This is a genomic window from Luteibacter sp. UNC138MFCol5.1, assembly GCF_900110505.1.
Classification (GTDB): Bacteria; Pseudomonadota; Gammaproteobacteria; order Xanthomonadales; family Rhodanobacteraceae; genus Luteibacter.
Genome location: NZ_FODZ01000001.1, coordinates 853,912 through 876,225 on the forward strand (window position 1 = coordinate 853,912; position 22,314 = coordinate 876,225).

The following is a 22,314-nucleotide window of genomic DNA, read 5'->3' on the forward strand; positions in this document are numbered from 1 at the left end:
AGAGGCGACGAGGCTAGGGACGCGTACCGGTTGCGGATATGGAAGTTTTCTCAAAAATCGCCGCAGGCCGGAGGCCTGCGACGCAGGTCACACTTTGCGCACCCGCATCATCGTGATGATGCCGACGCCGACCAGGATGATCGCCATGCCGACCAGTTCGAACACGCCCACGTGCTCGCCCGCGAGCAGCACGCCGAACACGACGGCCACGGGCGGATTCACGTACGCATAGCTGGTGGCCAGCGCGGGACGGACCGTCTTGAGCACGTACAGGTAGGCGCTGAAGGCGACGATCGAGCCGAACACGATGAGGTAGGCGAGCGCGACGGTCGCGCTGGTCTCCGGATGCGCCGGGAGGCGTTCGCCGCGCAGCAGCGCGATGATCGCCAGCGACACGCTCGCGCAGAGCATCTGCGCGGCGGTGTTCATCGGGCCCTTGGGCATGTCCTGGCGTTTCGACCACACGGAGCCGAAGGCCCACGACATGGCGGCGACGATCAGGGCGACGGCGCCCAGCGGTGCGCCCGACAAGCCGGCCCCCAGGTTCAGCACGACGACGCCCGCGAAGCCGAGCAGTAGTCCGGCGGTTTCGCCGCGCGTCGGCCACTCGCGGTAGATGCCCCCGAAGACGGCCGCGAACAGCGGCATGCTCGCCACCGCGACGGCGGCGATCCCGGAACTGACCGACTGTTCGGCGAAGCAGACCAGGCCGTTGCCGCCGGCGAGCAGCAGCGTGCCGACGATGGCGGCGTTCTTCCACTGCCGCGCCGTCGGCAGCGCGGCGCCACGCAGACGCAGCACGGCGAACAGCAGCACGCCCGCGATCGCGAAACGCAGCGTGGCGAGCAGGAACGGCGGATAGCTGACCAGCGCATAGCGGATGCCGAGGTACGTCGAACCCCAGATCACATAGAGCGCGAACAGGGCGAGCGGCACCATCCAGCGCGGGTCGCGCACGACGGAGGCGGGGGCCTGACTGGGCGTGAGGGCGGCGTCGGACATGCGGTGTTCCAGGGCTGTCACGCGGCGCATCGTGCGCCGCGAATCACCCACGATATCGTCCGCGGGCCGCGGACGGTAGCGAAACCTTCGCCGGTCAGCCTTGAGCGGCTTTCATGGCCCGCTCGGTGGCGAGCAGCTGCTGCTTGATCTCGAGTCCCCAGCGCCAGCCGCCGAGGCTCCCGTCCTCGCGGATGATGCGGTGGCAGGGCACCAGCAGGGCGAGGCGGTTGCTGCCGCACGCGCGACCGATCGCCCGCGCGGCCTGGGGCACGCCGAGCGCCGCCGCGAGTTCGCCGTAGCTCAGGGTCTCGCCGCGCGGGATGCGGGTCAGGGCATCCCAGACGCGCCACTGGAACGCGGTCGCCGCGACGTCGAGCGGGGGGAGCGCCGGCGCGTCGGCGTCGCTCCATCCCAGCTCGCGCGCGACGCGCGCGATGACCGCGTCCAGCCACTCCTCGCGCCCCTCGTCGACGCGCTCGCGGGTCGCATAGGGGAATTCGTCGCCCAGGCGCGCCTCGAGTGCCGCGTCGTCGGCCCCGAGCGTCACCGAGCAGATGCCCTTCGCCGTCGTCGCGACGAGCAGGCGCCCCAACGGCGTGGTCGTGGTGGTGTAGCGGATCGACGCACCGGCACCGCCGGCGCGATAGCTGGCCGGCGTCATGCCGAGCCGCCGGTCGCTTTCCTCGTAGACGCGGCTGCCCGACCCGAAGCCCGCCTCGTAGACGGCGTCCGTGACCGCGGCACCCTCCCGAAGCGCCTCGCGCAACTGATCGAAGCGGCGGGCCCGCGCGTATTCCGCCGGACTCACGCCGTAGCGGCGCCGGAACGCGCGCTGCAGGTGCGTCGGACTGAGACCGGCGACCGCGGCGAGGCTGGCGAGGTCGGTCGGCCCGTCCTCGCGATCGAGGGTGGCGCGGACGCGTTCGAGCGCATCGTCGGCGTGGGGACGCATGGCGTGGGCGTGAGCCTGATTCATGATGGCCTCCTTCATGGGAAGCCAGCGTAGGCGGGGCCGCGCCCCGCGACCATCCGGTTCTTGCGCCGTCAGTGGTGGTGGACGGGCTGGCCCTGGCGGATCACCACGAACTCGCCCTCGAGCACGTCCGGGTCCTTCGGCGCGGACGCCTGGGCGCCGACGGGACGGCCACGGGCGAGCTTCCACTGGCGCACCGCGAAGAACGCGAGGCCGCCGGCGAACAGGACGCCGATCACCACCACGCCGAACACGAGCAGCACGCCCACGGCGGCGAGGCCCAGCACCAGCGACAGGGCGCGGACGAGGGGATTACGCGAGCGGCGGATGGGCGGGAAGACGAAGCGCATTGGTTAAAAATCCGTATGGCACAATGACATGCGTGTGAGCCTCTTTACCTTGGGGCATCCGATCCTCATAGACAAGTGCCATGACCCCTATCACCGATGCCGCTCCCCTCTGCCTCCTGACGGACATCCCCGACGGCGGCGCCGTCGAAGTCGAGGCCCTTCTTCGTGGCGAGGCCGAGTCGCTGCTCGTCTACCGTCACGGCGACGAGGCGAGGGCGTACCTCAACGTCTGTCCCCATGCGGGCCGCCGGCTGGATTACGCGCCGGGCAAGTTCCTGGTCCGCGGCGGCACCATCATCTGCGCGGCCCACGGCGCGTCCTTCGCGGCCGATTCCGGTGAATGCACGCAGGGCCCGTGCAAGGGCGACAGCCTGCGGCGCGTCGACGTCCGCGTCGTCGATGGCGCGGTCCGCCTCGCCTGAGATATTTCTCGATCAGCGATACATCAGGTTGATGGTCACGATGGTGATCACCAGCATCAGGACCGTGAGCGGGACGCCGGCCCGCAGGAAATCCTTCGAGCGATAGCCGCCGGGGCCCGCGACCATCATCAGGGCCGGGTGACCCGACGACAGCAGGAACGTGTTCGACGACGATACGGCCACGATCAGCGCATAAGCGGACGGGTTGCCGCCCGTACTCACCGCGACACTGATCGCGATGGGCACCATCATGACCGTGGCGCCCACGTTCGACATCACTTGCGAGAACAGGAGGGTGAGGATCGCGATGGACGCCTGCAGGGTCCACTGCGGGGCGTGGCCGAGGATCGCGAGCACTTCCTGGGCGATCCACGACGCCGTGCCCGTCGAGTCCATCGACCAGCCCAGGGGAATCAGGCACGCGGTGACGAAGATGGTCTTCCAGTTGATGGCCTTGTAGGCCTCGTCCATGTTCAGCACGCCGGTGAGCAGCATGCCCACCGCGCCCGTCATCATCGCGACCGACAGGTCGAGGTGGGTGAACAGGGCCAGGCACTTGGCCAGCACGAAGAAGCCCACGGCCTGCCAGATCTTGCCGGGCCGCTGTTCTTCCTTCGGAATGTCGGTGACGACGACGATGTCGCGGTCTTCCTCGGCCAGCATCAGGTCGCGCCACTTGCTGTGCAGCACGAGCGTGTCGCCGGCGCGGAGGGTGACGGCGCGGACATCCTCGCGGAACACCTCGTCGCCGCGGTTCACCGCCAGCACCGAAATGCCGAAACGCTTGCGCAGGCGGAGGTCGCCCACCGACTGCTTGATGAAGCGCGAGCTGGGCGGCACCACGGCCTCGGAAATACCGGCGCGGGTGGTGTTGAACTGCTCCCCGAGCTGGCGCATGCGCCACGACACCCGGCAGAGCTGGTTGTTGGCGAACGCGTTAATGGCGTCGCGCGGTGCCAGTACACCGAGCACGGTACCGACCCAGATCATCTGGTCCGAGGGCGGCGCCACGCGGCTCTCGTTGCCGTTCTTGATCGCCAGGATGAGCGGCGCGCCGTGCAGCTGCTCGACCTCGCCGATGCTCATGCCGACCAGTGGGCTCTCCGCGGTGACGGTCAGCTCGGCCGTTTCGCCCGCGATGCCGTAGGTGTCGGCGAAGTAGCTCTCGGTGCGGCCCGGCGTGACCTTGAGGCGCTCGTCCTCGCGCTCGGGCAGCAGCCGGCGGCCGAAGAAATAGAAGAACAGGACGCCCACCACCGCGAGCACCAGGCCGACGGGCGTCACGCTGAACAGGCCGAACTTGGGAATCGTGTGCGCGCCGGGGGGCAGGTTGCTGTTCGCGCTGGCGACGAGGTCGTTGAGGACGATCAGCGGCGAGTTCGCGATCAGCGTGGTGTTCGTGGCCGTCAGGATGCAGAAGGCCATCGGAAGCAGCAGGCGCGACAGTGGCACGCCGGTGCGGGCCGACAGGCGGCTGGTCACCGGGATCATCAGCGCGGCCAGCGCCTGGCTGGGGATCACGGCGCTGAACAGGCTGGTGACGCTGTTGACGACGACACCCAGTCGGGACTCCACGCCGCGCGCCATGCGCATGACGAAGGCCGCGGTGAGGTTGAGCACGCCGGCGCGGTCGAGACCCGCGCCCATGATCATGATGGCGATGATCGCGATGACGGCGTTACCGGCGAAGCCGTTGAACACCTGGTCGCCGGGAATGAGCCCCGTGAGGCCGATGGTGACCACGACCAGCAGGGCCACCATGTCGGCCCGGATCCACTCCAGAACGAGCATGAGCATGGTGAAGCCCACCAGGCCCAGCACGAGGATCATTTCGGGAGTGAGGGTCAGAGCCACTAGCCGGCTGTCCGGATCCGGTCGATGGAGACGTGCGGTGGCATCTACGGCGCCAGCTGCGGTGATTGCCGCAGGAGTATACGCGCTGGGGGTGGCTCGCGGCTGAAGCTGATCCCCGTAGGAGCGCACCTGGGCGCGATAGCTGCTCGCGGCAAGCCCCCAATCGCGCCCAGGTGCGCTCCTACGGCGCACCGCGCCCAGCCGCGCTCAGCGGCTGAGGTTGCTCACCGCCAGGTCCAGAATCGAATCGCCGCGGCCGCTCATCACGGCCTTCAGCGCGTACAGGCTGAAGCCCTTCGCCTGTTCGGCCGTGATCTTCGGCGGCATGGACAGCTCCTGCCGGTTGCTGACGACGTCGAGCACGGCGGGACCCTCGTGCGAGAGGACCTCGGCGATGGCCGACTGCAGATCGCTGGCGCGCGTGACCCGGCGGCCGTGGATGCCCATCGCGTTGGCCATCGCGGCGAAGTCCGGGTTGTCGAGCTGCACGCCGGTCTCGATGTAGCCGGAGGCCTTCATCTCCAGCTCCACGAAGCCCAGCGTGCCGTTGTTGAGGACGATCACCTTCACCGGCAGCTTCTGCTGCGCCAGCGTGATGAAGTCGCCCATCAGCATGGTGAAGCCGCCGTCGCCCGAGAGCGAGATCACCTGCCGGCCCGGATAGGCGGCCTGCGCACCGATGGCCTGCGGCATCGCGTTGGCCATCGAGCCATGCACCAGCGAGCCCAGCAGACGGCGCTTGCCGTTCATGCGCAGGTAGCGCGCGGCCCAGATCGTCGGGGTGCCGACGTCGAAGGTGAACACCGCATCCTCTTCCGCCAGGTCGCTGACCAGGCGTGTCACCTGCTGCGGATGGATGAGGTCGTGACGACCGTCGATGCGCGCCAGTTCGTCGAGGCCTTCGCGCGCCCGCGCGTAGTGCGCCAGGCAACGGTCGAGATGGCCGCGCAGGCGCTTCGGTTCGATGCGGGGAAGCAGCGCGCGCAGCGTCTCGCCCACGTCGCCGACGACGCCTAGATCGACACGGCAGCGCCGCCCGATGTTGCCCGGGCGGATGTCCACCTGCGCGATCGTCGCGTCCTCCGGATAGAACTGGCGATACGGGAAATCCGTGCCGAGCATCAGCAGCGTGTCGCAATCCTCCATCGCGTGGTAGCCGGAACTGAAGCCGATGAGGCCCGTCATGCCCACGTCGAACGGATTGTCGTACTCCACGAATTCCTTGCCGCCCAGCGCGTGCACGATCGGCGACTTCAGCGCCTCCGCGAGCGCGATCAGCTCGTCGTGCGCGCCCGCGGTGCCGCGACCGCAGAGCAGCGTCACGCGCTTGCCGGCATTGAGCAAGTCGGCCAGCGCGTCGAGTTCCCGCTCGCCCGGAACCACCTTCGGCGCCGGCGGCAGCAGGCCCGCGGCCGGCGTCACCTTCTTCACCGGCGACTTGCGCATCGCGACGTCGCCGGGAATGACCACGACGGCGACACCGCGTTGCCCCACCGCCGCGCGGATGGCCGACTCCAGCACGTGCGGCATCTGCGACGCGTCCGAGACCATCTCGCAGTACACGCTGCACTCGCGGAAGAGCTCGGTCGGGTGCGTCTCCTGGAAATAGCCGCTGCCGATCTCGCCGCTGGGGATGTGCGCCGCGATGGCGAGCACCGGCGTGCGCGAGCGATGGCAGTCGAACAGGCCGTTGATCAGGTGCAGGTTGCCCGGGCCGCAGCTGCCGGCGCATACCGCGAGCTCACCGGTCAGCTGCGCTTCGCCGCCGGCGGCGAACGCGGCCGATTCTTCGTGACGCACGTGTACCCAGTCGATGGCCCCGCGCTCGCGCAGCGAGTCGGTGATGGCGTTGAGGCTGTCGCCCACCAGGCCATAGATGCGGCGGACGCCGGCTTCTTCGAGCGTCGCCGCGATGAGGTCGGCGAGATTGGAGATCGACATGGACAGGGGCTCCGGTCGGTGACGTGAAGCCCCATGTTATGCGCCTCGATCAGTCAACGACCTGTCGTCGCCCCCGACCACTCGTACAGGTAATCCCACACACCGTGCCCGAGCCGCGTGCCGCGACGCTCGAAATGGGTCTCGATGCGCCATGCCGGACGCTCGGCGACCGCGCCCGGCCCGACGCGGTTGCGCCAGCCCTCGGCGGCTTCCATCGTCTCGCGCATGTGCTCGGCGTACGCCTCCCAGTCCGTCGCCAGATGCAGCAGACCGCCCGGCGCCATGCGCGAGGCGAGCAGCTCCACGAAGGCCGGCTGCACGAGGCGGCGCTTGTTGTGGCGCTTCTTGTGCCACGGATCGGGGAACCAGATGCGCACCTCGGACAGGGTGCCCGGCGCGATCTCGTTCTCCAGCACCTCGACGGCGTCGTGCTTGTAGAGGCGCACGTTCGACGCGTCGCGTGCCGCGAGCGCGTTCATCAGGCGACCGACGCCCGGGCCGTGCACTTCCACGCCGATGTAATCGCGGGCGAGATCGTGCTCGCTCGCCCAGGCCAGCGCTTCGCCGTTGCCGAAACCGATTTCCAGCACGCGCGGCGCGCCACGACCGAACGTCGCGTCGAGATCGCGCGCGCCGCCCGTGTAGTCGAGCCCGAAGCGCGCCCAGTGGTCGTCGAACGCGCGCTGCTGCGCGGGCGTCATGCGTCCCTCGCGCAGCACGAAGCTACGGATGCGGCGATGGAACGGGGCGTCGCCCGGGGTGTCTTCGTCGTGCGCCATCGTCAACGCTCCGGCGAAGAGAAGAGGCGACCGACGAGCGAGCCGTCCGCGGCGGGGGAAAAAGGGTTCATGGGTGGGTCCGGTCGAAAAGTCGCGGCTCGACGGGCGGCCGGGAGGAACAAGGCGCGTATTCGCACGCTCCGCGCCTCCGGCGTCATCGGCATCCGCGAATTGTACGACCCATGCCCGCTTCGGGCGACATCGCGAGCGCAAGGGCAGCCTAGCGGCCGTTCCCGCGCCAGCCGCCGGGCCCGCCCCGCATCGGAATTCCCGTGCCCGGCTGATTCCCACCCGACATGCCGGTCCCCGGTTGAGGCGCGCGGCTGTTCGTCATGCCGGTGCCCGGCTGCGCCGGCCGCGGGTACCCGTAGACACCCTGATTCCAGCCGCGATCCCCGTGCCCGGGTCGATCGTTCGACCGATCCGGCGACAACCGGACACCGCCGCCCGTGGCCATGCCGTGGCCGCCACCGCCCGGCGGTGCGGCCAGCGTCAACGACCCGTTGTTTCGTCCCGGTCCGTGGTCGTGGTCATGGTCACCGCCATGACCGCCACCGGGCCCGTCGTGATCGTGCCCGTGCCCCGGACGGCCGCGGCCGTCGCCATGGCCGCCCCGGTCATAGCCGTATCCCGGCGGATAGCCATCGCCGTAGTAGAAGCCGCTGTCGACGAGGGAGCCGTTCCCGTAGCTGGTCCGCTCCTGATAACCACCACCACCGACCGACACCTGGCCACCCACGTAAAGGCGCGCGGGCTGGGGCAGGGTGCCGGTGCTCACCGTCTCCTTGCGGACGGGCGCCGAGGGGCCGGAGATGTAACTCACGCCCGGCCTGGGCATGTCGGCGGTCGACACGCTGCGCGACTGCGCGGAGGCGCCCCCGGCGACGAGCGCCAGGGCGACGGCGATGGACAACGAAGACGAACGACGCATGATCCGGCCCTCGTGAGGATTCCCCGCCCCGATTATGCGCCCGGCCCTTGCGCAACGCTCGGGGCCCGACGGACAGGTTCAGCCGGCCGCCACCTTTCCCCCGGCACGCCCGGCGTATTACCATCCGAGCCCGACGCGGGTGTAGCTCAATGGTAGAGCTGTAGCTTCCCAAGCTACTGACGAGGGTTCGATTCCCTTCACCCGCTCCAGCCGTCCTCTTCTGCTTGGTAAGTGCTTGCAGCAGAACGAGGAGATGGTGCGAGGCAAAGCGAGAGACCGATTTCTTCGGGTATCGTTTTGGGTATCGTTTCCATGGCTAAGGCCCTCCTGCTGGACCGTCCCTCAGGCACTTTCGCGCGCTTTTTGGTGCCACACGATCTGCCGCCGGCCTTGTGATCCAAGGCATACAACGGTGCGGTCAGTCCAAAGGCCACCATGACCATCCAAATGACGACGGTCAGGACGTCACGATTGGTTGTGCTCCGTTTCTCGGCGCTCCACCACTCCGCATAGGCCACCTCGCCCTTCTGCTTCTGGCGGTTCACCAAGCGGAGATAGCTGTGCACGGGGAAGATCATCCCAACGATCGCCAACCCACACGTCACCCAAGCATGCACCAACTCAAAGGTCTTGGGTCCTTCCTTGCCGAGCGCCGACCAGGGGAGGGCGCCCCACGCGGGGAGGCGGATGGCATCGCGCCTCCCCGAGCAATCACTGAGCGACCTGATACGAAGCGCGCATGCCGCGTTCTTTGATCACGTTGATGATCTGGATCACGGTCGGCTTGATGGCCGATGCGAGCTTTTGATCGGCGGACGCTTCTTTGTAGGAGATGGGCACGATCCCCTTATAGTCGCTGGGGATCTTGGTGTCCGGCGCACCGCGCGGGGTCAACAACAGCGTGCGATGCCGCCCCAATCGCGACACGAAGAAACCCAGCTCGAAAATGACGTTATCGCGAGGCGCCGGCTGGACCCGGTCGCGGGCCCGCACTAGGTCATCGGGGCTGACGATGGCGATACCAAAGTCCGCCGAAGCGACTTCCTTCTCCAGCGTTTCGAGCACATAAGCACCCGGCGGGAAGATGTTGTGGTCGTCCCACGCTTCGACAGCAATGTCCTCGTACTCAAGCCCTTGCTGGATGGCGTTGGCAATCTCTTTGCCTTCGAGCGAGCTGATGATGAACACCCGCGGCCGTCGGTTGGTCGGGTTGACATACTGATTGCGCTGCTCGATGCGCGCGGCAAGCTCAGACGCCAAGCGCGGCCAGGCTTGCGGATGCTCGTTCAACAGCGCAACGAACCGCGGACCATCGACCTTGAATGCCACACTGAGGCCCTCGGACTCGAGGGTGGCCGACCGCGCGATGGACGCGTTCAGGGCCGACATCTCGCCGATGGTGTCGCCCTTGGTGCGCGTATGGTGGCGCACGCCATTGATGATGATGCGCACGGCGCCGGACAGCAGTAAGTAGACATCCCGGTCAAAGGTGCCTTGCGTGATGACGGTCTCGCCCGGTTGGAACTCGACCAGCGACCCCTCGGACATCAGTGCATCAGCCAGGGCCGCATCACCCTGGACGATGCGCTGACCCAGCAGAGCTTCCTTCAGGGCGGTTGGGTCTTCGTAACGCTCTTTCATGGCTTTCCTCGTGAGGGTTAAACCGTTGGAGTGATGGGAGTGGGCGGAGCAACAGCCGCTCCGTGAAGGGGTATGACCGAGAGGGCAACGGGGGCTGGATCAGATCCATCGCGATAGACCGTGGCCGACATTTCCAGACGATCACCTCCACCGAGCCGTGCAACGACCAACACCGCCATGGCCGCATTGACGGCCGGATCGGCCACGATCGCCTGCATCGTGGCGATGTCGGGCCCGCTGGCGATCGCAGCCACATGGATGTGCGAATGCCACTCGCCCAGATAGTTGAATCGCGCATAGTCGTGACCGGTGCGCTCGAAGAACGCGTCCAAGAACGCGCGGTGCTGGCTCGGGTCTCGAACGAAGTGATCTCGGGTTCCTTCAGTGACTTGAACGCTGAGATCGAGCACGGCAAATAAGTCCGCGCTCAGGTGCTGGCCCACCAGCACGCCGCCGACTTCGTGGCTGCGCGTGCGTTGCAGCGCGGAGCGCAGCTTGTTCAACGCGTCGGCGGTGAATGTGACGCCAATCACTGGACCACGTCCTGGCCAAACATGTTGGCCAGCATCGCGACCGCTTCCTCATGTTCGGCCTTGGTCATGATCTGCGTCTCCTGGCTTTCGTCGACCTCCGGTAAGTAGATGGGGCGAGTGTCGAACGCCTGCGTGAACGGACCTTCTGGGGCCATGCCGATGAGGTAGATGGAGTGCAAGAAGTGCGAGGGCGAGCGCTCCAACAGCGTGTCCACCGCCAGGCGCGTCATGGCGCTGGCAATGGTGCTCACATCGCCATCGTCGGCGACAAAGACCTGTTCCCCCGTTCGGCGGGCGTAAGGCTCTTCAGGCACCGCCAGATCCTCAGCGCGGACATCGTGCTCGGCGAACCAGTTGTCGATGGCGCGACGCATCAAGCCGATGCTCGGCTCCTGGCCCGGACGTTGCCGAGCGACCAGGCCTCCAATGCCTCCCGCAAAGACCTCTCCCCACAGGATTGGCACCTGCACTCGTTCCCGCAGCAGCACGAGCAAGTTGCCCGTTTCCGGCACACCGGTGGCGTCGATGACCAGGTCCGACCCTGCAATGGAAGCGATGATGCTTTCAGAGGTGGTCGCGGATTCCTGGCCGCCCAGCTTGCTGCGTCGAACCGTCACCGCCGCACCCGGCTGAACCCATTTCAATCGGCTCGCCAGTGCGTCGACCTTGTGCAGACCCACCGACCGCCAATCGAGGTCGTGGCGAACCAGATTGTCGGGCGTGAAAATGTCATCGTCCACGAGCACAAAGCTGCGCACGCCGCACCGCGCCAGCGAGGTGGCGACCTTGCTGCCGAGCGAGCCGCACCCGATCACGGCGACCTGTTTGAGCGAAAGCGCGACATGGGCGGCGGTCAGGCGTGGACGCGCTGGTGGGGCACCCATGACAGCAAGCGCATGAACTTCATCGTCAAAGATGCGATAGGCCTTGAAGTTAAAGTCCTTCAAAAGCACGACGACCCTGGCCTCAGCAGGCACGCCCAACTGGACCATCGCTTCGTTGAACGCGACCTTGTCCAGGTCGATGGGGAGGTCTTCCTTGTCGCTCAGGTGACGGACATGCATCGCTTCATCGAGCAGGTCGTTGTAATCGCTCGCCGGCAGGGTCGCGTCCGCCCACGCGCGACCATCGGGCAACACGGCCTCGCTCATCAAGCGCACGTTGCCGGTGAGACCGAAGCTGAAGCGCCTGGCGATGCCGTTGAAACCTAGGCCCGGGATAAGCTCGGCCAATACGGCCTGCGAGTCCCGAGTCAGGACGAAGCGCGAGTGTGAGCCGCGCAGACGCTGACCGACACTGCCCACATGCGCGCTTGGGACTTCAGCGCGCACACCGGGAGAGGGATTCTCCCCAGCCAAGAGCCGATAGGCACTTTCCACCACCTGCGCGCCCAGCACCTCAGGCGTCCAGTTATCGGCGCGGTATTCCAGGCACAAGTCGCCCCCTTGGTACTGATGCCGGGACCAGTTCGCCGATCCGTCGCGCGAGCCGACTATGGGGGGCGACAACGGAAAGGTGGTCGGGTAGCGCAGGCGAGCCTCGTAGATCCGCGTGCCGACCTCGAGGGTGAAATCCACAATGACGCGGCCGTCCGCATCAATCCGCTGCGGGCCCACCTCAATCCAGTCGACGCGAGCCGCCAGGTTCGCTAGCGCCACGCCTTCATCGCGAAAGCGCGCGAGGTTTTCGATATACCAAAAATTAAGCGAAGCCATCGCGTTTCACCGGGCCAGCAGGGCTGTCACGAAAGCCATACCCACCGGACGACGAGGTTGCCCCTTGAAGCAACGATGCGCCCGCACCGCCCGAGCGAGCTGCCTTCGCGGTCTTGTCGCCCTTGTTGGCCAGCCCATCGACGGCATCAGCGTAGTCCATATCCGCTCGAATACGCGTCGTCCCGAACAGGTCTCGAACGGCCTGCGAGCCGCGCTTGTACGCGATTTCGCCAATGGCCGTCTCGGCACCCTTGCATCGCCCTTGCTCTCGCTCGGCTTCGAGCACGCCGCGGCTGACCGAGCAGCGGATGAGGTCGCCCTTCAGGCCCAGGCGGGTCGCCGTCATCGGCCCATATTCAAACCCAATCTGGAGCCCCAGGCTCTTGGCATTGGTGCCGGCCGCGTCCAGCAACTTCAGGGCGAGACGAAAGCTGCTGCGCATGCCGCCGGCACACAAGACCATGTTGCTGACGGTGGTCTCCTCATCCGTGGTCGCGTATGTTCCCTCGACCAAGAGGCCGTGCACACAATCGCCAATGAACCGTACCTTCCGGCCCTGGAATTCGGTATGGAGGACCGCGTCCAGCTCGCTCCGAAGGACCCGGAGCGCTCGGACGACGTGCTTTGCCTTCTCATCGTCCGTAATGTTGGCGCTGACATACTTGGTGAAGCCGTCGATGTCGGCGTAGACGGTGGCTGCGTCCTGCCGCCGAGTTGATGTAACCGACAACGACTCGAAGTCGAGGCCGGCATAGGGCGGGGTGTGGGCGCTGAACTCAAACCGGCCGATGGGATTGGCCTTGAGATCGGCCTCCCAGTCGGCGACAACCTTATCAACGGTGCTAACCAGCGCGGCCTTGCCCTGACTGATACTGATTTCATCGGCCGTGAGCGCCGTCGCATCTTCGTCAGTCACGGTTTTCAGGCCGATGACCTTACGAGCGGTGTTGGTGAGATAAATGCCTGCTTTCGTGCCACCGCCCGAGCGCTTGGCGGCATGGTTGGCCGGCTCCCCAAGGAACAGCGGCTCCCGATGGCCGCGCCGACCGTTGTTGACGGCCAGGGCCAGGCCGCTGTCGATGCCCACCCGAACCTTCGCGGCAGGGTGATCGGCGTCTTCGCCCGTGCGCGCAAGCACATCGATGATCAACTGGCCAATGGCGACGGCACGGTGAATCCGTTGTGGCTCATCGTCATAGGGCTTGGTCACGACCGTATGCAGACGCTGATTGTGAAAGTCAACCAGCACCGTGTCCTCGTTGTTCACGATGCGCTGGACGGCTCGGTAATGCAGGTTCAGGAAACGAAGCGTGCGCCGGTGGCATGATTCGCCCTCAGTGTCCGTGACATGCAACATGTCCTTCAAATTGAGAATGTCGGCGTACAGATGCACACCGTCCACCCGGTAGGCAACTTTCTTGCTCAAATTGCTCAGGTCCGTGTCGCGGACATACTTCTTGATCGTGATGTCCGAGAGCGGCACAGCATCGATGCTGGCTTGAATGCGCTTTTCAGCACGGCTCTCACTCCAAGTCCTGGAACTCATGCGCTCTCCCCCGCGAGGCCGATGCGGCCCCGGTCGATAGTTGGCCTGTAATCCCCGGAACTCAGCACACCAATGCAACCCCCGCGGTGTGTGCGCTCCTCCACCTAAATGTCTGTGACGAATGTCTCAAATTCAAGGGGTAAATGTGGATCCGCGATATGCATATTCGGTGCCCTAGCCGCGCGCAACCCAGCGGACGATTGGACCCATTCAGCGGACGCGAGGCGCGGCTTGCCGCGTGTCCGTCAGGGCGCAGTTCAACTCATCAGCCGCGAGCGGGGACATTCCCTCCATGCGGAAGGACTCTTCGACGATCTCGAGGTTGGCCAGTGCATCAAGCAAGGCATCAAGACATCGGCCGATCTGATTGGACTCCGCGGGTTGCCCGCCGTGGGCCACAAAAACAAGTCCGCGCACGCGGTCTGAAACGCATGGCGCACCCGGTCTAGGTCCTTCTCAGAATATAGCGGCATTACCCCGTTCCTTACCGAGTTGCGACGTCCGTGGATGGAGCGATCACACTGCCCTCAACCACCGGAGAGCGTGACCCGGCGGCCCGGGCTGGACAAGCCTCGAAAGATTCGGTCTGCGCACCAACAGCGCCGGATATCTATGCTGACAATAAGGCGGGAATCAGTGGGTCCTACCAAACCCGCTGGGGGCGCGGACGTGCGGTGGTTGAGGGCATCGCGTCCACCCGAGTCACCCGATAGACCGAGTCCAGTTTGACCGATAGATCGTTTGATCGTTGAACGTCCACGTTCTCGGCTCCCACATATTTTTGCCGTTGCTTCCTAGCTTCGCGCTATCGTTCAATCGGCCGTAGACCGCCTTCGTGATGTAGATATAGTCCGAGGGCAGGGACGAGAGCTTTGCAGCGTGGTTGGCCGCCCGGCCAACCCAGACCAGATCGTTGGCCCCACGCACACCGGTCTTGGCGACAAACAGCGAGCTTGAATCGACGCCGGTGACGTGGCGAAGGACATAATCGGTGGTTTGATACGTGCGCTTCATCTGCGGGGTGATGATGTGCAGGACGGCCCAGCGGATTTCTAGAGCCGCATTCACCGCATTGGTGTTTTTCTGATCCCCGATGAACACCGCCATGATGCGGTCGCCATCGTAGGCGGTGATCGCGCCGCCGTAATGCTGGATGATTCGCGCGGCGCAGTGCAAAAACGTCTTGTAGATCTCGGCGGCGAAGGACGCCTTCTTAGTGTCCACCAGTTTGGTCGAGTCGGCCATGTCAGCGTAGAGCACCGTCGCTTCCAATTCGATGGCTTCGTTCATCAGGCTAAGCTTGGAGTCTTCGTCGGGCACTTTGGCGCCCTGCCGCGTCTCCCAGGCATCACGAAAGACGCTATTGCACCATGACTCTAAGTCCGCTTTCCGTCCCATGACTACTCCTTCGCCATCGAGTCCAAGATCAAACGGCGCAGAGCGGCGCAGGCTGGCGCCAGATAATCCGCCGCATTTTTACCCGGTACGTACCGATAAGGAATAGTCGTCAATCCCGTCAGATCGCTTGCGAGCTTGAGCTTTACGTCACGTGGCTCCATCAAGAAGGCGCGGCGTCGGCCGAGACGACCCATGAAGAGGCCCAGCTCAAACACCACATTGTCCCGCATGACGGGCCATTCGTCGTCGCGGGTAATCACGACGTCATCTTGATACGCCAGGGCCACGGCGAAGTCGGAATCGTCGAGCATGGCCTCGAGATCATCGAGGGTGTAATGGGAGGCCTTGAAGACGCCGTTCTTCCAGGCGACCGCGAGAAATGGGTCATGCGCAAATTGCTCGATCATCAAGTCGACGATGGGTAGGGCTTCTCGCGAGGACATGACGAATACTTTGATGACCTCTCGCTTGGCGGTCACCAAATGATTGCGCTCGTTAAGACGCCGCGACAGCGTCGCCGCCACGCGCCTCCAGATGGTTGGGAAGGCCTCGGCGACGCCAGAGAACTGTTCTTCCGTGACCTTCAGGACGACGGTCGGTTCGGTCGCCGTGACGGTTGCCGATCGAGGTTGCGACGGCTCGACAGCTGCCATCTCGCCCACGGATTGGCCGGGAAAGCGGTTCGCGATGATGACGCCATTGACGGCGATGCTCACGGCACCGGCGACAATGAAGAACACGTCGTTGGTGTGATCCCCTTGGGAGATGAACACGTCGCCCGGCGCGAAAGCGACGAGTTGGCCGACGGCAGCTAAGCGTTCGGCCAAGTCAGCTTGGTGCGCCACCAAACGGTCCTCCATCAACGCAGCGATGAGCCGCCGTTGCCCCGCATCCCCTTCGTACCGTTCGATCATACGTCCTGCCTCCCTTTGGTCGAGCACAAAGCTTGAACCCAAACGTCATGAAGTCAAGACGCCCCGGCGCGGTTTACTCGATTGAGGCGCTGGAGCCGTAGTGTCGGGCGCGCCTCACCTGGACTGGCCTGCTGAAGCATTTGAATATCGGCGCAGCGGGTGATTCCATGGCTAGAGCAAAGGCCGGAGCAGGGACATGGCAAATAAAATTCAACTGACGCCGGAGGCACAGCAGTGGGCCGAAAAGGGGCTGGAACGATACGGGCCGCCCGTTTACGCCCAGGTGGCCTCGGCGGTCCTTTGGACCGACGAACGGGACGCCAGCGGCCGACTGGCCGTGCCAGCTGACCCCGCAGCGTTGGTGGACAGCCATCGACGAGACCCAGCCGTGCTGCTGAACGGCCACGACCCTGGTCTTCCCTTGGGTCAGGTCCTGGAGGTGGAAGCCTTCGTTACCCCTGACGGCCAACACTTCGTGGCAGGCATCGTCGGCTACTACGGCCGGGGAGGCCTCGCAACGTTTGCTCAGTTGGATCTAGCGGACAGCGAGGTGCAGCACAGGGATGAGGCGCCTCTGGTCGCGGTCGATGGTCCGATTGAGCTGGCCACCGATCCTCGGGATCTGCCGAATGGGTGGTTGGACGAGGTCCTGAGTGATGCGCCACCGCGGACCGTTCACGTACAGATGTCTTACAACGCGGCGAACACCACCCATGAGCTAATTCGGATCGCGTTGGCTTACGGCATTCTGTGGAACCCTTTCGTCAAAGCCATTGCGACGGAAGCGGGGAAGGATGTATACGCCGCCGCGCGGACTTGGCTGAAGACGGTCCTTGATCGAAGCCGGCAGCTGGAGTCGCCGATCATCTGCCTGGAAGGACCTTATCGACAATGTCGGGTGTCGTTTCTCATCCGAGGGACCAACCCGGCGACGCACGCGGCCGCGTATGAGGGCCTGTCAGAGGCAGCTGCCCAAGCGGCCACCCTGATCGATAGGTTGGAAGCCAAGGGCCTGTCGGTCGCCACCGTCGTATACGAGTTCAACGAGACTTCGGGCCGCTGGTACCCGTCGTATGCCCGGTTGGCAAACGGACGGATGATCGTGGACAGCCCGATGCTGATTGCCACTCTTCAAGACCTACCCACCGGCCTGAGCTTGGGCATGCGCAAGACGGAAATGGACAGGTCCGGGCGGTAGGGTAGGCGGCCGAGCGGTGAGCTGGTTTGCTGTCTGGCGCAAGCTGGGGTGGCGATCGGGTACTGCTTAGGGTATCGTCTCATCATCAGTGGTGCGGCAAGAAGTTGATCTAAAACAACGTGTTGCGATTGGGCGACGTGGTCTCCCTTCACCCGCTCCAGCCTCTCTCAGCGCTCTCGCGCTCGACGGTGGCAGGCATCATTGCCGCCGAGAAGAGGCCTTCGAACGGTATCGCTCGGGGTATCGGCCTCGAGCCGAAGCCTTGCCCTGCATCGCCCCTCCCCGGGGTCCACGTTCGATTCCGCGTCCCCCCCCCCAAGATAGGCAAAAGTGACCGCGTACCCCTGTTCATCGGAATGCAGGGAGACCGCGCACGCCGCGAGTCCACGCGTCCGCGCCGGGTTTGAAAGCAGGTTTTCGGATGTCCGTGGCCGACCTTGGACCGTAGCCTTGGCCTCACCATCCAGCCATGAGGTTTCCATGCATACGGTTCTTCCCCTTGCGTCCATGCCTGAGGACATCGTTCCCTCCCTGCTTTCGCACATCAATTCTCTGAACGCAGATGTCATGCTGGGGTTTTACGAGCCGGGCGCCATGCTGGTGGGTGCAGATGGCGTTCCGCACAAAGGTCGCGATCGCATACGCGCAGAACTGGAACGCTATTTTTCGTACCGACTGCCCATGACCATCAAGGCCCGGCACATCTTCGTCGCAGGGGATATCGCTTCCCTGGTTCTTGACTGGTCCATTTGTGGAGTCGCACCGGACGGAACAGAGGTAAACATGGTGGCAACTGCCAACGACATTGCGCGGCGGGGTAGCGACGGGCTCTGGCGTTACCTCATCGACAACCCGTTCGGGACTGCGCTAAGAGCGTGAACTGACGACAGGACCGGTGAGTGGATCCACGCTGGCAACAACTATTCGGGCGGTGCCGTGAGGCAGACGGGCACTTCTGGTATTCCGTCAGCAGCACGGGTGTCTATTGCCGACCGTCTTGTCCGGCCAAGCATGCAGCGAGACGTTTCATCACGTTGCATGAAACCCTTCAGGAAGCGCAAGCGACGGGGTTTCGCCCGTGCCGGCGCTGCAGGCCCGATCAGCTTCCGGGTTACGAAACGAACCGCCTGGCGATGCTCTTGGCATGTCGAGCTATCGCGGAAGCGGATCGCGAGCTTCCGCTTCGAGCCCTCGCAGCAATGGCAGGCATGAGTGCAAGCCATTTCCACCGCTTGTTCAAGGCCCACACCGGCACGACTCCGAAGGGGTACTGGCGGGCATGCATCGAAGCGCGGATGCGTGGCCTGCTGCCGTCAAGCTCCTCCGTGACGCAGGCCGTTTTCGAAGCAGGGTACGCGTCGTCTGCCCAGTTCTATGGGGCAACGGGTCGGGCCCTTGGCATGCGACCCGTGCAATACCCGAAAAGGCGGTGAAGGGGCCGAACTGCACTTCGCCCTCGGCGAATGCTCGCTTGGAACCGTGCTAGTGGCTTCAACAACAAAGGGCGTTGCTTGCGTCATGCTCGGAGATTCACCCGACGAGGTGCTCACCCTGTTCCAGCAGCGCTTTCGAAGGGCGAGGCTGATCGGTGGCGACCGGGTCTACGAACGGCTGGTCGCAAGCGTGGTGGGCGCCATCGAGTCGTCGGCCGGGGTTTCCTTGCCTCTGGACATCAAGGGGACGATCTTCCAGCGGCAGGTCTGGGACGTATTACGGGATGTCCCCTCCGGGCACACCATCACTTACCGGGAGATAGCACTGCGCCTCGGTGTGCCAAGGCAGGAGCGGGCGGTTGCCGCCGCGTGTGCGGCGAATCCGGTTGCCGTTCTGATTCCTTGCCACCGCGTCGTTAGAGATGACGGAAATCTTTGGGGATACGCCTGGGGAATCGAGCGGAAAAGGTCGCTTCTCCAAAGGGAATCATCGAAAGGGTCGACAACGTCCACGCGTTGAGCGAGTACGACGGGTCGGGTTGCCCGTGCTTGGCCGAAGGGTGACGAAGCGGGCCGAGAGGGCTCGGCTGCAAGACACTTGCAAAATCAGCCGCGACTTCTTGATCCAGGCGCACCGGCGACGACGCTTCGCCGGTCTGCATCCGCGTCCCAATGAATCCACCTTCCGCCGCCGCGGTCAGTTCGATCGTCTCGAGCACATTCTTTCTTCCCTGCGTCCCCACAGCAGGCTCCCGCGGCCCGGGCCCTCCGTGGCCCGGCCGGTGCGCCCGGGTATCAGGCGATGTCGCAGGCGAGGACGACCATCGCGCGCGGAGGGCAGACGAAGGACGTGCCACTGCCGGCGGCGATGCCCGGTGCGAGCTCGGGCGCGGTCGAAAGAACGACTTTCCACGCGTCGCAGGTCGCGTCCCCGGGCAGCTGGAACGCCACGCCTTCCGTCCATGCGTTCAGCAGCACGAGAAGGCTGGTATCCGTCCCGGGGCGTTTCACGCCCGACTGCTGCGCGCGACCATCGATGAGCGCGGCGATCGAGCGGGCGCTGGGATCGGTCCACTGCGCTTCGCCCGCCTCCGAGCCGTCGGGCGCGAGCCATACGATGTCCTTCGTGCCGCTCGCGTCGTCGTATCGGCCGTCGAGGAACCTGCCGCGACGGAGCAGGGGGTAGCGCTTGCGCAAGTCCGTGAGCTCGCGCACGAAGTCCGTCAGGCGGCCTTCGGTCGGGTCGCGCTCCCAATCGATCCACGCGATCTCGCTGTCCTGTCCGTACGTGTTGTTGTTGCCGCCCTGTGTCTGCGCACGCTCGTCGCCCGCCAGAAGCATGGGCGTGCCCTTCGACAGGAAGAGGGTCGCCAGGAGATTGCGCATCTGCCGTTCGCGCAAGGCCCGGATGCCGGTGTCTTCCGTTTCACCTTCCGCTCCGCCGTTCCACGAGTGATTGTTGTCGGACCCGTCCTTGTTGTCCTCGCCATTCGCTTCGTTGTGCTTCTGGTTGTAGCTCACGAGGTCGTACAGCGTGAAGCCGTCGTGCGCCGTGATGAAGTTGACGCTTGCCCAGGGACGTCGGCCGCGCTTGTCGAAGAAGTCGGCCGAGCCGGTGAGCCGCTTGCCGACGTCGGCGAGCTTGCCCTCGTCTCCCTTCCAGAACGCACGCACATCGTCACGGAACCGGTCGTTCCACTCGGCCCAGCCCGGAGGAAAATGGCCGACCTGGTAGCCGCCGGGTCCGCAATCCCATGGCTCCGCGATCATCTTGACCGCCGCGAGCACGGGGTCCTGGGCGACCGCGTCGAGGATGCCGCCACGCTGATCGAAGCCCGTCGGTTCACGCCCGAGGATCGTCGCAAGGTCGAACCGGAACCCGTCGACGTGCATCTCGGTGACCCAATAGCGCAGCGAATCCATCACCATCTGGATGACGCGGGGATGACTGACATTGAGCGTGTTACCCGTGCCCGTGTCGTTGATGTAGAAACGCGGATCCTCCGCAAGGCGGTAGTACGAGAGATTGTCGATGCCGCGCAGCGAAAGTGTCGGACCGAGTTCGCTGCCTTCCGCGGTGTGGTTGTAGACCACGTCCAGGATCAATTCGAGACCCCGCTGGTGCGCGGCCTTGACCAGGTCGCGGAACTCGTCGCGATGTCCGGTCGAGAGGTAACGTCGCTTGATCGCGAAGAACGCGATCGTGTTGTAGCCCCAGTAGTTCCTGCGACCGGCTTCGAGAAGATGCCTGTCGTCGAGGTAGGCGTGCATCGGCAGCAGCTCGATGGCCGTGACCCCCAGCGAGCGGATGCCGTCCAGCACGGCCGGGGTCGCCAGGCCGGCGCACGTGCCGCGCACCGCCGTGTCGACGGACGGGTGGCGCATCGTGTAGCCGCGGACATGCGTTTCCATGATGACCGTCTCGTCCCAGGGAACCATGGGCGGTCGGTCGTCGCCCCAGTCGTAATCGTCGCCGACGACCACCGCCTTGGGGACGAATGGCGCGCTGTCGCGCTCGTCGAAGCTCAAGTCCTTGTCGGGATGCCCGACGGTGTAGCCATAGAGCTCGTCGCACCACACCAGGTCGCCTGCGAGCTCCCGGGCGTAGGGATCGATGAGGAGCTTGTTGGCGTTGAACCGATGGCCCTGCGTCGGCTCATACGGACCGTGGACACGGTAGCCGTAGAGCTGTCCGGCTTTCACATCCGGAAGATAGCCATGCCACACCTCGTCGGTGTATTCCGGCAGATCGATGCGCGTTTCGTTGCCCTCGTCGTCGAACAGGCATAGTTCGACCCGGGTGGCGTGCGCCGAGAAGATCGCGAAGTTGGTGCCGCTACCGTCGAAGGAGGCACCGCGCGGAAATGGCCGGCCCTCCGTGATGCGGATGGCCGGGTCGGTGGGGGACTGCGTCATGAGCGTGGCGCCGGAGAAAGGTGGCCAAGCATTCAGAGGCCGCGGTGGACGCGGCGTTGACGGCAGGCGATGCGGACGTGCAGCCCCCCGTGGCGTGTCGGACGATCAGTGCCGGACCTTGGCGCTCGCATCCACCGTGAGCAGCCGTTGCAGCCCGCCCTGCACGATCTCCGGGAATTTCTTCGGGTCGTCGTACGCGCGGGCGGTGAGCATCGCGCCGTAGACGATCGACATGAACGCCTCGGCTTCCGCGCTCGCCGGGCCCATGAGGCGGAAAACGCCCATCTGCGCGCCGGTGGTGAGGATCGTCTCGAGCCAGCGCGAAAGATCGCGGAAATGCGCGCGCACCGATTCGGCGAGGCTCTGCGGCAGCGACGGCAGTTCGGCCGCGAGCATGCCGGCGACGCAGAAGGGCGCCGTGGCGTCCGCGATGCACTTCTCCCAGTAGCCGGTGTAGAAGCGCAGGCGCTCGACGGGATCGAAGGGCGCGTTCGCGATCAGCTGCGTCTGCGCGAGGATGCCCGTCCGCGATTCCTCGACGACGGCCTGCGCGAGGTCCGCCTTGGTGGGGAAGTGGTGGTGGATGCTGGCCTTGCGCACCTTCACTTCCTCGGCGACGTCGGCGTAGCTGAAGCCGTTGTATCCGCGGGTCTGGATCAGGTAGCGAGCCGAATCGATCAGTTTCTGTTGGGTGCTCATGCGATCAGCCTACCATTAGGTAGGTAGCTGAACAATAACGACCGCATCCCTTGACGGGATGTTCTACCT

20 protein-coding genes and 1 tRNA gene are annotated in these 22,314 nt (G+C 65.1%); 4 read left to right on the forward strand and 17 right to left on the reverse strand.

The genetic code is table 11. The annotated features are described in order from the left end of the window. Positions 1-87: 87 nt before the first annotated feature. From yedA to BMY69_RS03750, 3 genes are all read right to left on the reverse strand, one after another. The gene (yedA, locus tag BMY69_RS03740; RefSeq protein WP_090175378.1) at positions 88-1,002 is read right to left on the reverse strand and encodes a drug/metabolite exporter YedA; all 915 of its coding nucleotides are present in this window, start codon (positions 1,000-1,002) and stop codon (positions 88-90) included. A 94-nt stretch (positions 1,003-1,096) separates the two neighbouring features. After that, positions 1,097-1,978, reverse strand: a complete 882-nt coding sequence (locus tag BMY69_RS03745; protein WP_255364448.1) for a methylated-DNA--[protein]-cysteine S-methyltransferase — start codon at positions 1,976-1,978, stop codon at positions 1,097-1,099. Between the two features lie 68 nt (positions 1,979-2,046). After that, the gene (locus BMY69_RS03750; protein ID WP_090175379.1) at positions 2,047-2,325 is read right to left on the reverse strand and encodes a hypothetical protein; all 279 of its coding nucleotides are present in this window, start codon (positions 2,323-2,325) and stop codon (positions 2,047-2,049) included. A gap of 80 nt (positions 2,326-2,405) precedes the next feature. Between BMY69_RS03750 and BMY69_RS03755 the strand changes: the two genes are divergently transcribed. Further along, positions 2,406-2,747 (forward strand): Rieske (2Fe-2S) protein, encoded by a 342-nt coding sequence (locus tag BMY69_RS03755; RefSeq protein ID WP_090175380.1) that lies wholly within the window; start codon positions 2,406-2,408, stop codon positions 2,745-2,747. Positions 2,748-2,759: 12 nt separating this feature from the next. Here the strand turns inward: BMY69_RS03755 and BMY69_RS03760 are convergent, their stop codons facing one another. From BMY69_RS03760 to BMY69_RS03775, 4 genes are all read right to left on the reverse strand, one after another. Then, positions 2,760-4,577, reverse strand: coding sequence for an SLC13 family permease (locus BMY69_RS03760; protein ID WP_090175381.1), 1,818 nt, complete (start codon positions 4,575-4,577; stop codon positions 2,760-2,762). Positions 4,578-4,808: 231 nt separating this feature from the next. Further along, entirely contained in the window at positions 4,809-6,542 is a 1,734-nt protein-coding gene (gene poxB, locus BMY69_RS03765; protein ID WP_175472849.1) for a ubiquinone-dependent pyruvate dehydrogenase, read from the reverse strand. Between the two features lie 53 nt (positions 6,543-6,595). Beyond that, positions 6,596-7,321, reverse strand: a complete 726-nt coding sequence (gene trmB, locus BMY69_RS03770) for a tRNA (guanosine(46)-N7)-methyltransferase TrmB (RefSeq protein ID WP_090175382.1) — start codon at positions 7,319-7,321, stop codon at positions 6,596-6,598. A 220-nt stretch (positions 7,322-7,541) separates the two neighbouring features. Further along, the gene (locus BMY69_RS03775; protein WP_090175383.1) at positions 7,542-8,252 is read right to left on the reverse strand and encodes a hypothetical protein; all 711 of its coding nucleotides are present in this window, start codon (positions 8,250-8,252) and stop codon (positions 7,542-7,544) included. Between the two features lie 135 nt (positions 8,253-8,387). Here BMY69_RS03775 and BMY69_RS03780 point away from each other — a divergent pair. After that, positions 8,388-8,461: transfer RNA gene (locus BMY69_RS03780), tRNA-Gly, on the forward strand. On the opposite strand, the gene BMY69_RS03785 is transcribed toward BMY69_RS03780, so the two are convergent. The 7 genes from BMY69_RS03785 to BMY69_RS03820 form a co-directional block, all read right to left on the reverse strand. Then, on the reverse strand, positions 8,450-8,818 hold the full coding sequence (locus tag BMY69_RS03785; RefSeq protein WP_143070376.1) for a hypothetical protein: 369 nt from the start codon (positions 8,816-8,818) through the stop codon (positions 8,450-8,452). The genes BMY69_RS03780 and BMY69_RS03785 overlap by 12 nt on opposite strands. 145 nt (positions 8,819-8,963) lie before the next feature. Further along, positions 8,964-9,893, reverse strand: coding sequence for a TIR domain-containing protein (locus BMY69_RS03790; RefSeq protein WP_090175385.1), 930 nt, complete (start codon positions 9,891-9,893; stop codon positions 8,964-8,966). 17 nt (positions 9,894-9,910) lie between these two features. After that, positions 9,911-10,426, reverse strand: a complete 516-nt coding sequence (locus BMY69_RS03795) for a Mov34/MPN/PAD-1 family protein (protein ID WP_090175386.1) — start codon at positions 10,424-10,426, stop codon at positions 9,911-9,913. Continuing rightward, positions 10,423-12,141 carry a ThiF family adenylyltransferase gene (locus BMY69_RS03800; protein WP_090175387.1) on the reverse strand — a complete coding sequence of 573 codons (1,719 nt, stop codon included), beginning with the start codon at positions 12,139-12,141 and terminating at the stop codon, positions 10,423-10,425. The genes BMY69_RS03795 and BMY69_RS03800 overlap by 4 nt, the downstream gene beginning before the upstream one ends. Next, the gene (locus BMY69_RS03805; RefSeq protein ID WP_090175388.1) at positions 12,128-13,687 is read right to left on the reverse strand and encodes an adenylate/guanylate cyclase domain-containing protein; all 1,560 of its coding nucleotides are present in this window, start codon (positions 13,685-13,687) and stop codon (positions 12,128-12,130) included. The genes BMY69_RS03800 and BMY69_RS03805 overlap by 14 nt, the downstream gene beginning before the upstream one ends. A gap of 702 nt (positions 13,688-14,389) precedes the next feature. Then, positions 14,390-15,085 carry an adenylate/guanylate cyclase domain-containing protein gene (locus BMY69_RS03815; protein WP_090175392.1) on the reverse strand — a complete coding sequence of 232 codons (696 nt, stop codon included), beginning with the start codon at positions 15,083-15,085 and terminating at the stop codon, positions 14,390-14,392. Between the two features lie 2 nt (positions 15,086-15,087). Continuing rightward, on the reverse strand, positions 15,088-15,999 hold the full coding sequence (locus tag BMY69_RS03820) for a TIR domain-containing protein (RefSeq protein WP_090175394.1): 912 nt from the start codon (positions 15,997-15,999) through the stop codon (positions 15,088-15,090). Positions 16,000-16,195: 196 nt separating this feature from the next. Between BMY69_RS03820 and BMY69_RS03825 the strand changes: the two genes are divergently transcribed. Beyond that, positions 16,196-17,197, forward strand: coding sequence for a hypothetical protein (locus tag BMY69_RS03825; protein WP_090175395.1), 1,002 nt, complete (start codon positions 16,196-16,198; stop codon positions 17,195-17,197). 480 nt (positions 17,198-17,677) lie between these two features. After that, a complete protein-coding gene (locus BMY69_RS03830) occupies positions 17,678-18,076 on the forward strand; it encodes a YybH family protein (protein ID WP_090175396.1) in 399 nt (132 codons plus the stop codon). 970 nt (positions 18,077-19,046) lie between these two features. Here the strand turns inward: BMY69_RS03830 and BMY69_RS19510 are convergent. The 3 genes from BMY69_RS19510 to BMY69_RS03845 form a co-directional block, all read right to left on the reverse strand. Then, entirely contained in the window at positions 19,047-19,349 is a 303-nt protein-coding gene (locus BMY69_RS19510) for a hypothetical protein (protein ID WP_177191020.1), read from the reverse strand. A 76-nt stretch (positions 19,350-19,425) separates the two neighbouring features. After that, complete coding sequence (gene glgX, locus BMY69_RS03840) at positions 19,426-21,546, reverse strand: glycogen debranching protein GlgX (RefSeq protein ID WP_090175397.1); 2,121 nt, start codon at positions 21,544-21,546, stop codon at positions 19,426-19,428. Positions 21,547-21,651: 105 nt separating this feature from the next. Then, entirely contained in the window at positions 21,652-22,245 is a 594-nt protein-coding gene (locus tag BMY69_RS03845; protein WP_090056391.1) for a TetR/AcrR family transcriptional regulator, read from the reverse strand. Positions 22,246-22,314: the final 69 nt, after the last annotated feature.

Bases quoted from the DNA above. Each gene is read 5' to 3' on its own strand.
- trmB (WP_090175382.1), bottom strand. From the start codon at position 7,321: ATGGCGCACGACGAAGACACCCCGGGCGACGCCCCGTTCCATCGCCGC.
- BMY69_RS03800 (WP_090175387.1), bottom strand. From the start codon at position 12,141: ATGGCTTCGCTTAATTTTTGGTATATCGAAAACCTCGCGCGCTTTCGC.
- BMY69_RS03820 (WP_090175394.1), bottom strand. From the start codon at position 15,999: ATGATCGAACGGTACGAAGGGGATGCGGGGCAACGGCGGCTCATCGCT.
- BMY69_RS03825 (WP_090175395.1), top strand. From the start codon at position 16,196: ATGGCAAATAAAATTCAACTGACGCCGGAGGCACAGCAGTGGGCCGAA.
- BMY69_RS03745 (WP_255364448.1), bottom strand. From the start codon at position 1,978: ATGAATCAGGCTCACGCCCACGCCATGCGTCCCCACGCCGACGATGCG.
- BMY69_RS03755 (WP_090175380.1), top strand. From the start codon at position 2,406: ATGACCCCTATCACCGATGCCGCTCCCCTCTGCCTCCTGACGGACATC.
- BMY69_RS03750 (WP_090175379.1), bottom strand. From the start codon at position 2,325: ATGCGCTTCGTCTTCCCGCCCATCCGCCGCTCGCGTAATCCCCTCGTC.
- BMY69_RS03790 (WP_090175385.1), bottom strand. From the start codon at position 9,893: ATGAAAGAGCGTTACGAAGACCCAACCGCCCTGAAGGAAGCTCTGCTG.
- BMY69_RS03830 (WP_090175396.1), top strand. From the start codon at position 17,678: ATGCATACGGTTCTTCCCCTTGCGTCCATGCCTGAGGACATCGTTCCC.
- yedA (WP_090175378.1), bottom strand. From the start codon at position 1,002: ATGTCCGACGCCGCCCTCACGCCCAGTCAGGCCCCCGCCTCCGTCGTG.
- BMY69_RS03760 (WP_090175381.1), bottom strand. From the start codon at position 4,577: ATGATCCTCGTGCTGGGCCTGGTGGGCTTCACCATGCTCATGCTCGTT.
- BMY69_RS03805 (WP_090175388.1), bottom strand. From the start codon at position 13,687: ATGAGTTCCAGGACTTGGAGTGAGAGCCGTGCTGAAAAGCGCATTCAA.
- glgX (WP_090175397.1), bottom strand. From the start codon at position 21,546: ATGACGCAGTCCCCCACCGACCCGGCCATCCGCATCACGGAGGGCCGG.
- BMY69_RS03845 (WP_090056391.1), bottom strand. From the start codon at position 22,245: ATGAGCACCCAACAGAAACTGATCGATTCGGCTCGCTACCTGATCCAG.
- poxB (WP_175472849.1), bottom strand. From the start codon at position 6,542: ATGTCGATCTCCAATCTCGCCGACCTCATCGCGGCGACGCTCGAAGAA.
- BMY69_RS03775 (WP_090175383.1), bottom strand. From the start codon at position 8,252: ATGCGTCGTTCGTCTTCGTTGTCCATCGCCGTCGCCCTGGCGCTCGTC.
- BMY69_RS03815 (WP_090175392.1), bottom strand. From the start codon at position 15,085: ATGGGACGGAAAGCGGACTTAGAGTCATGGTGCAATAGCGTCTTTCGT.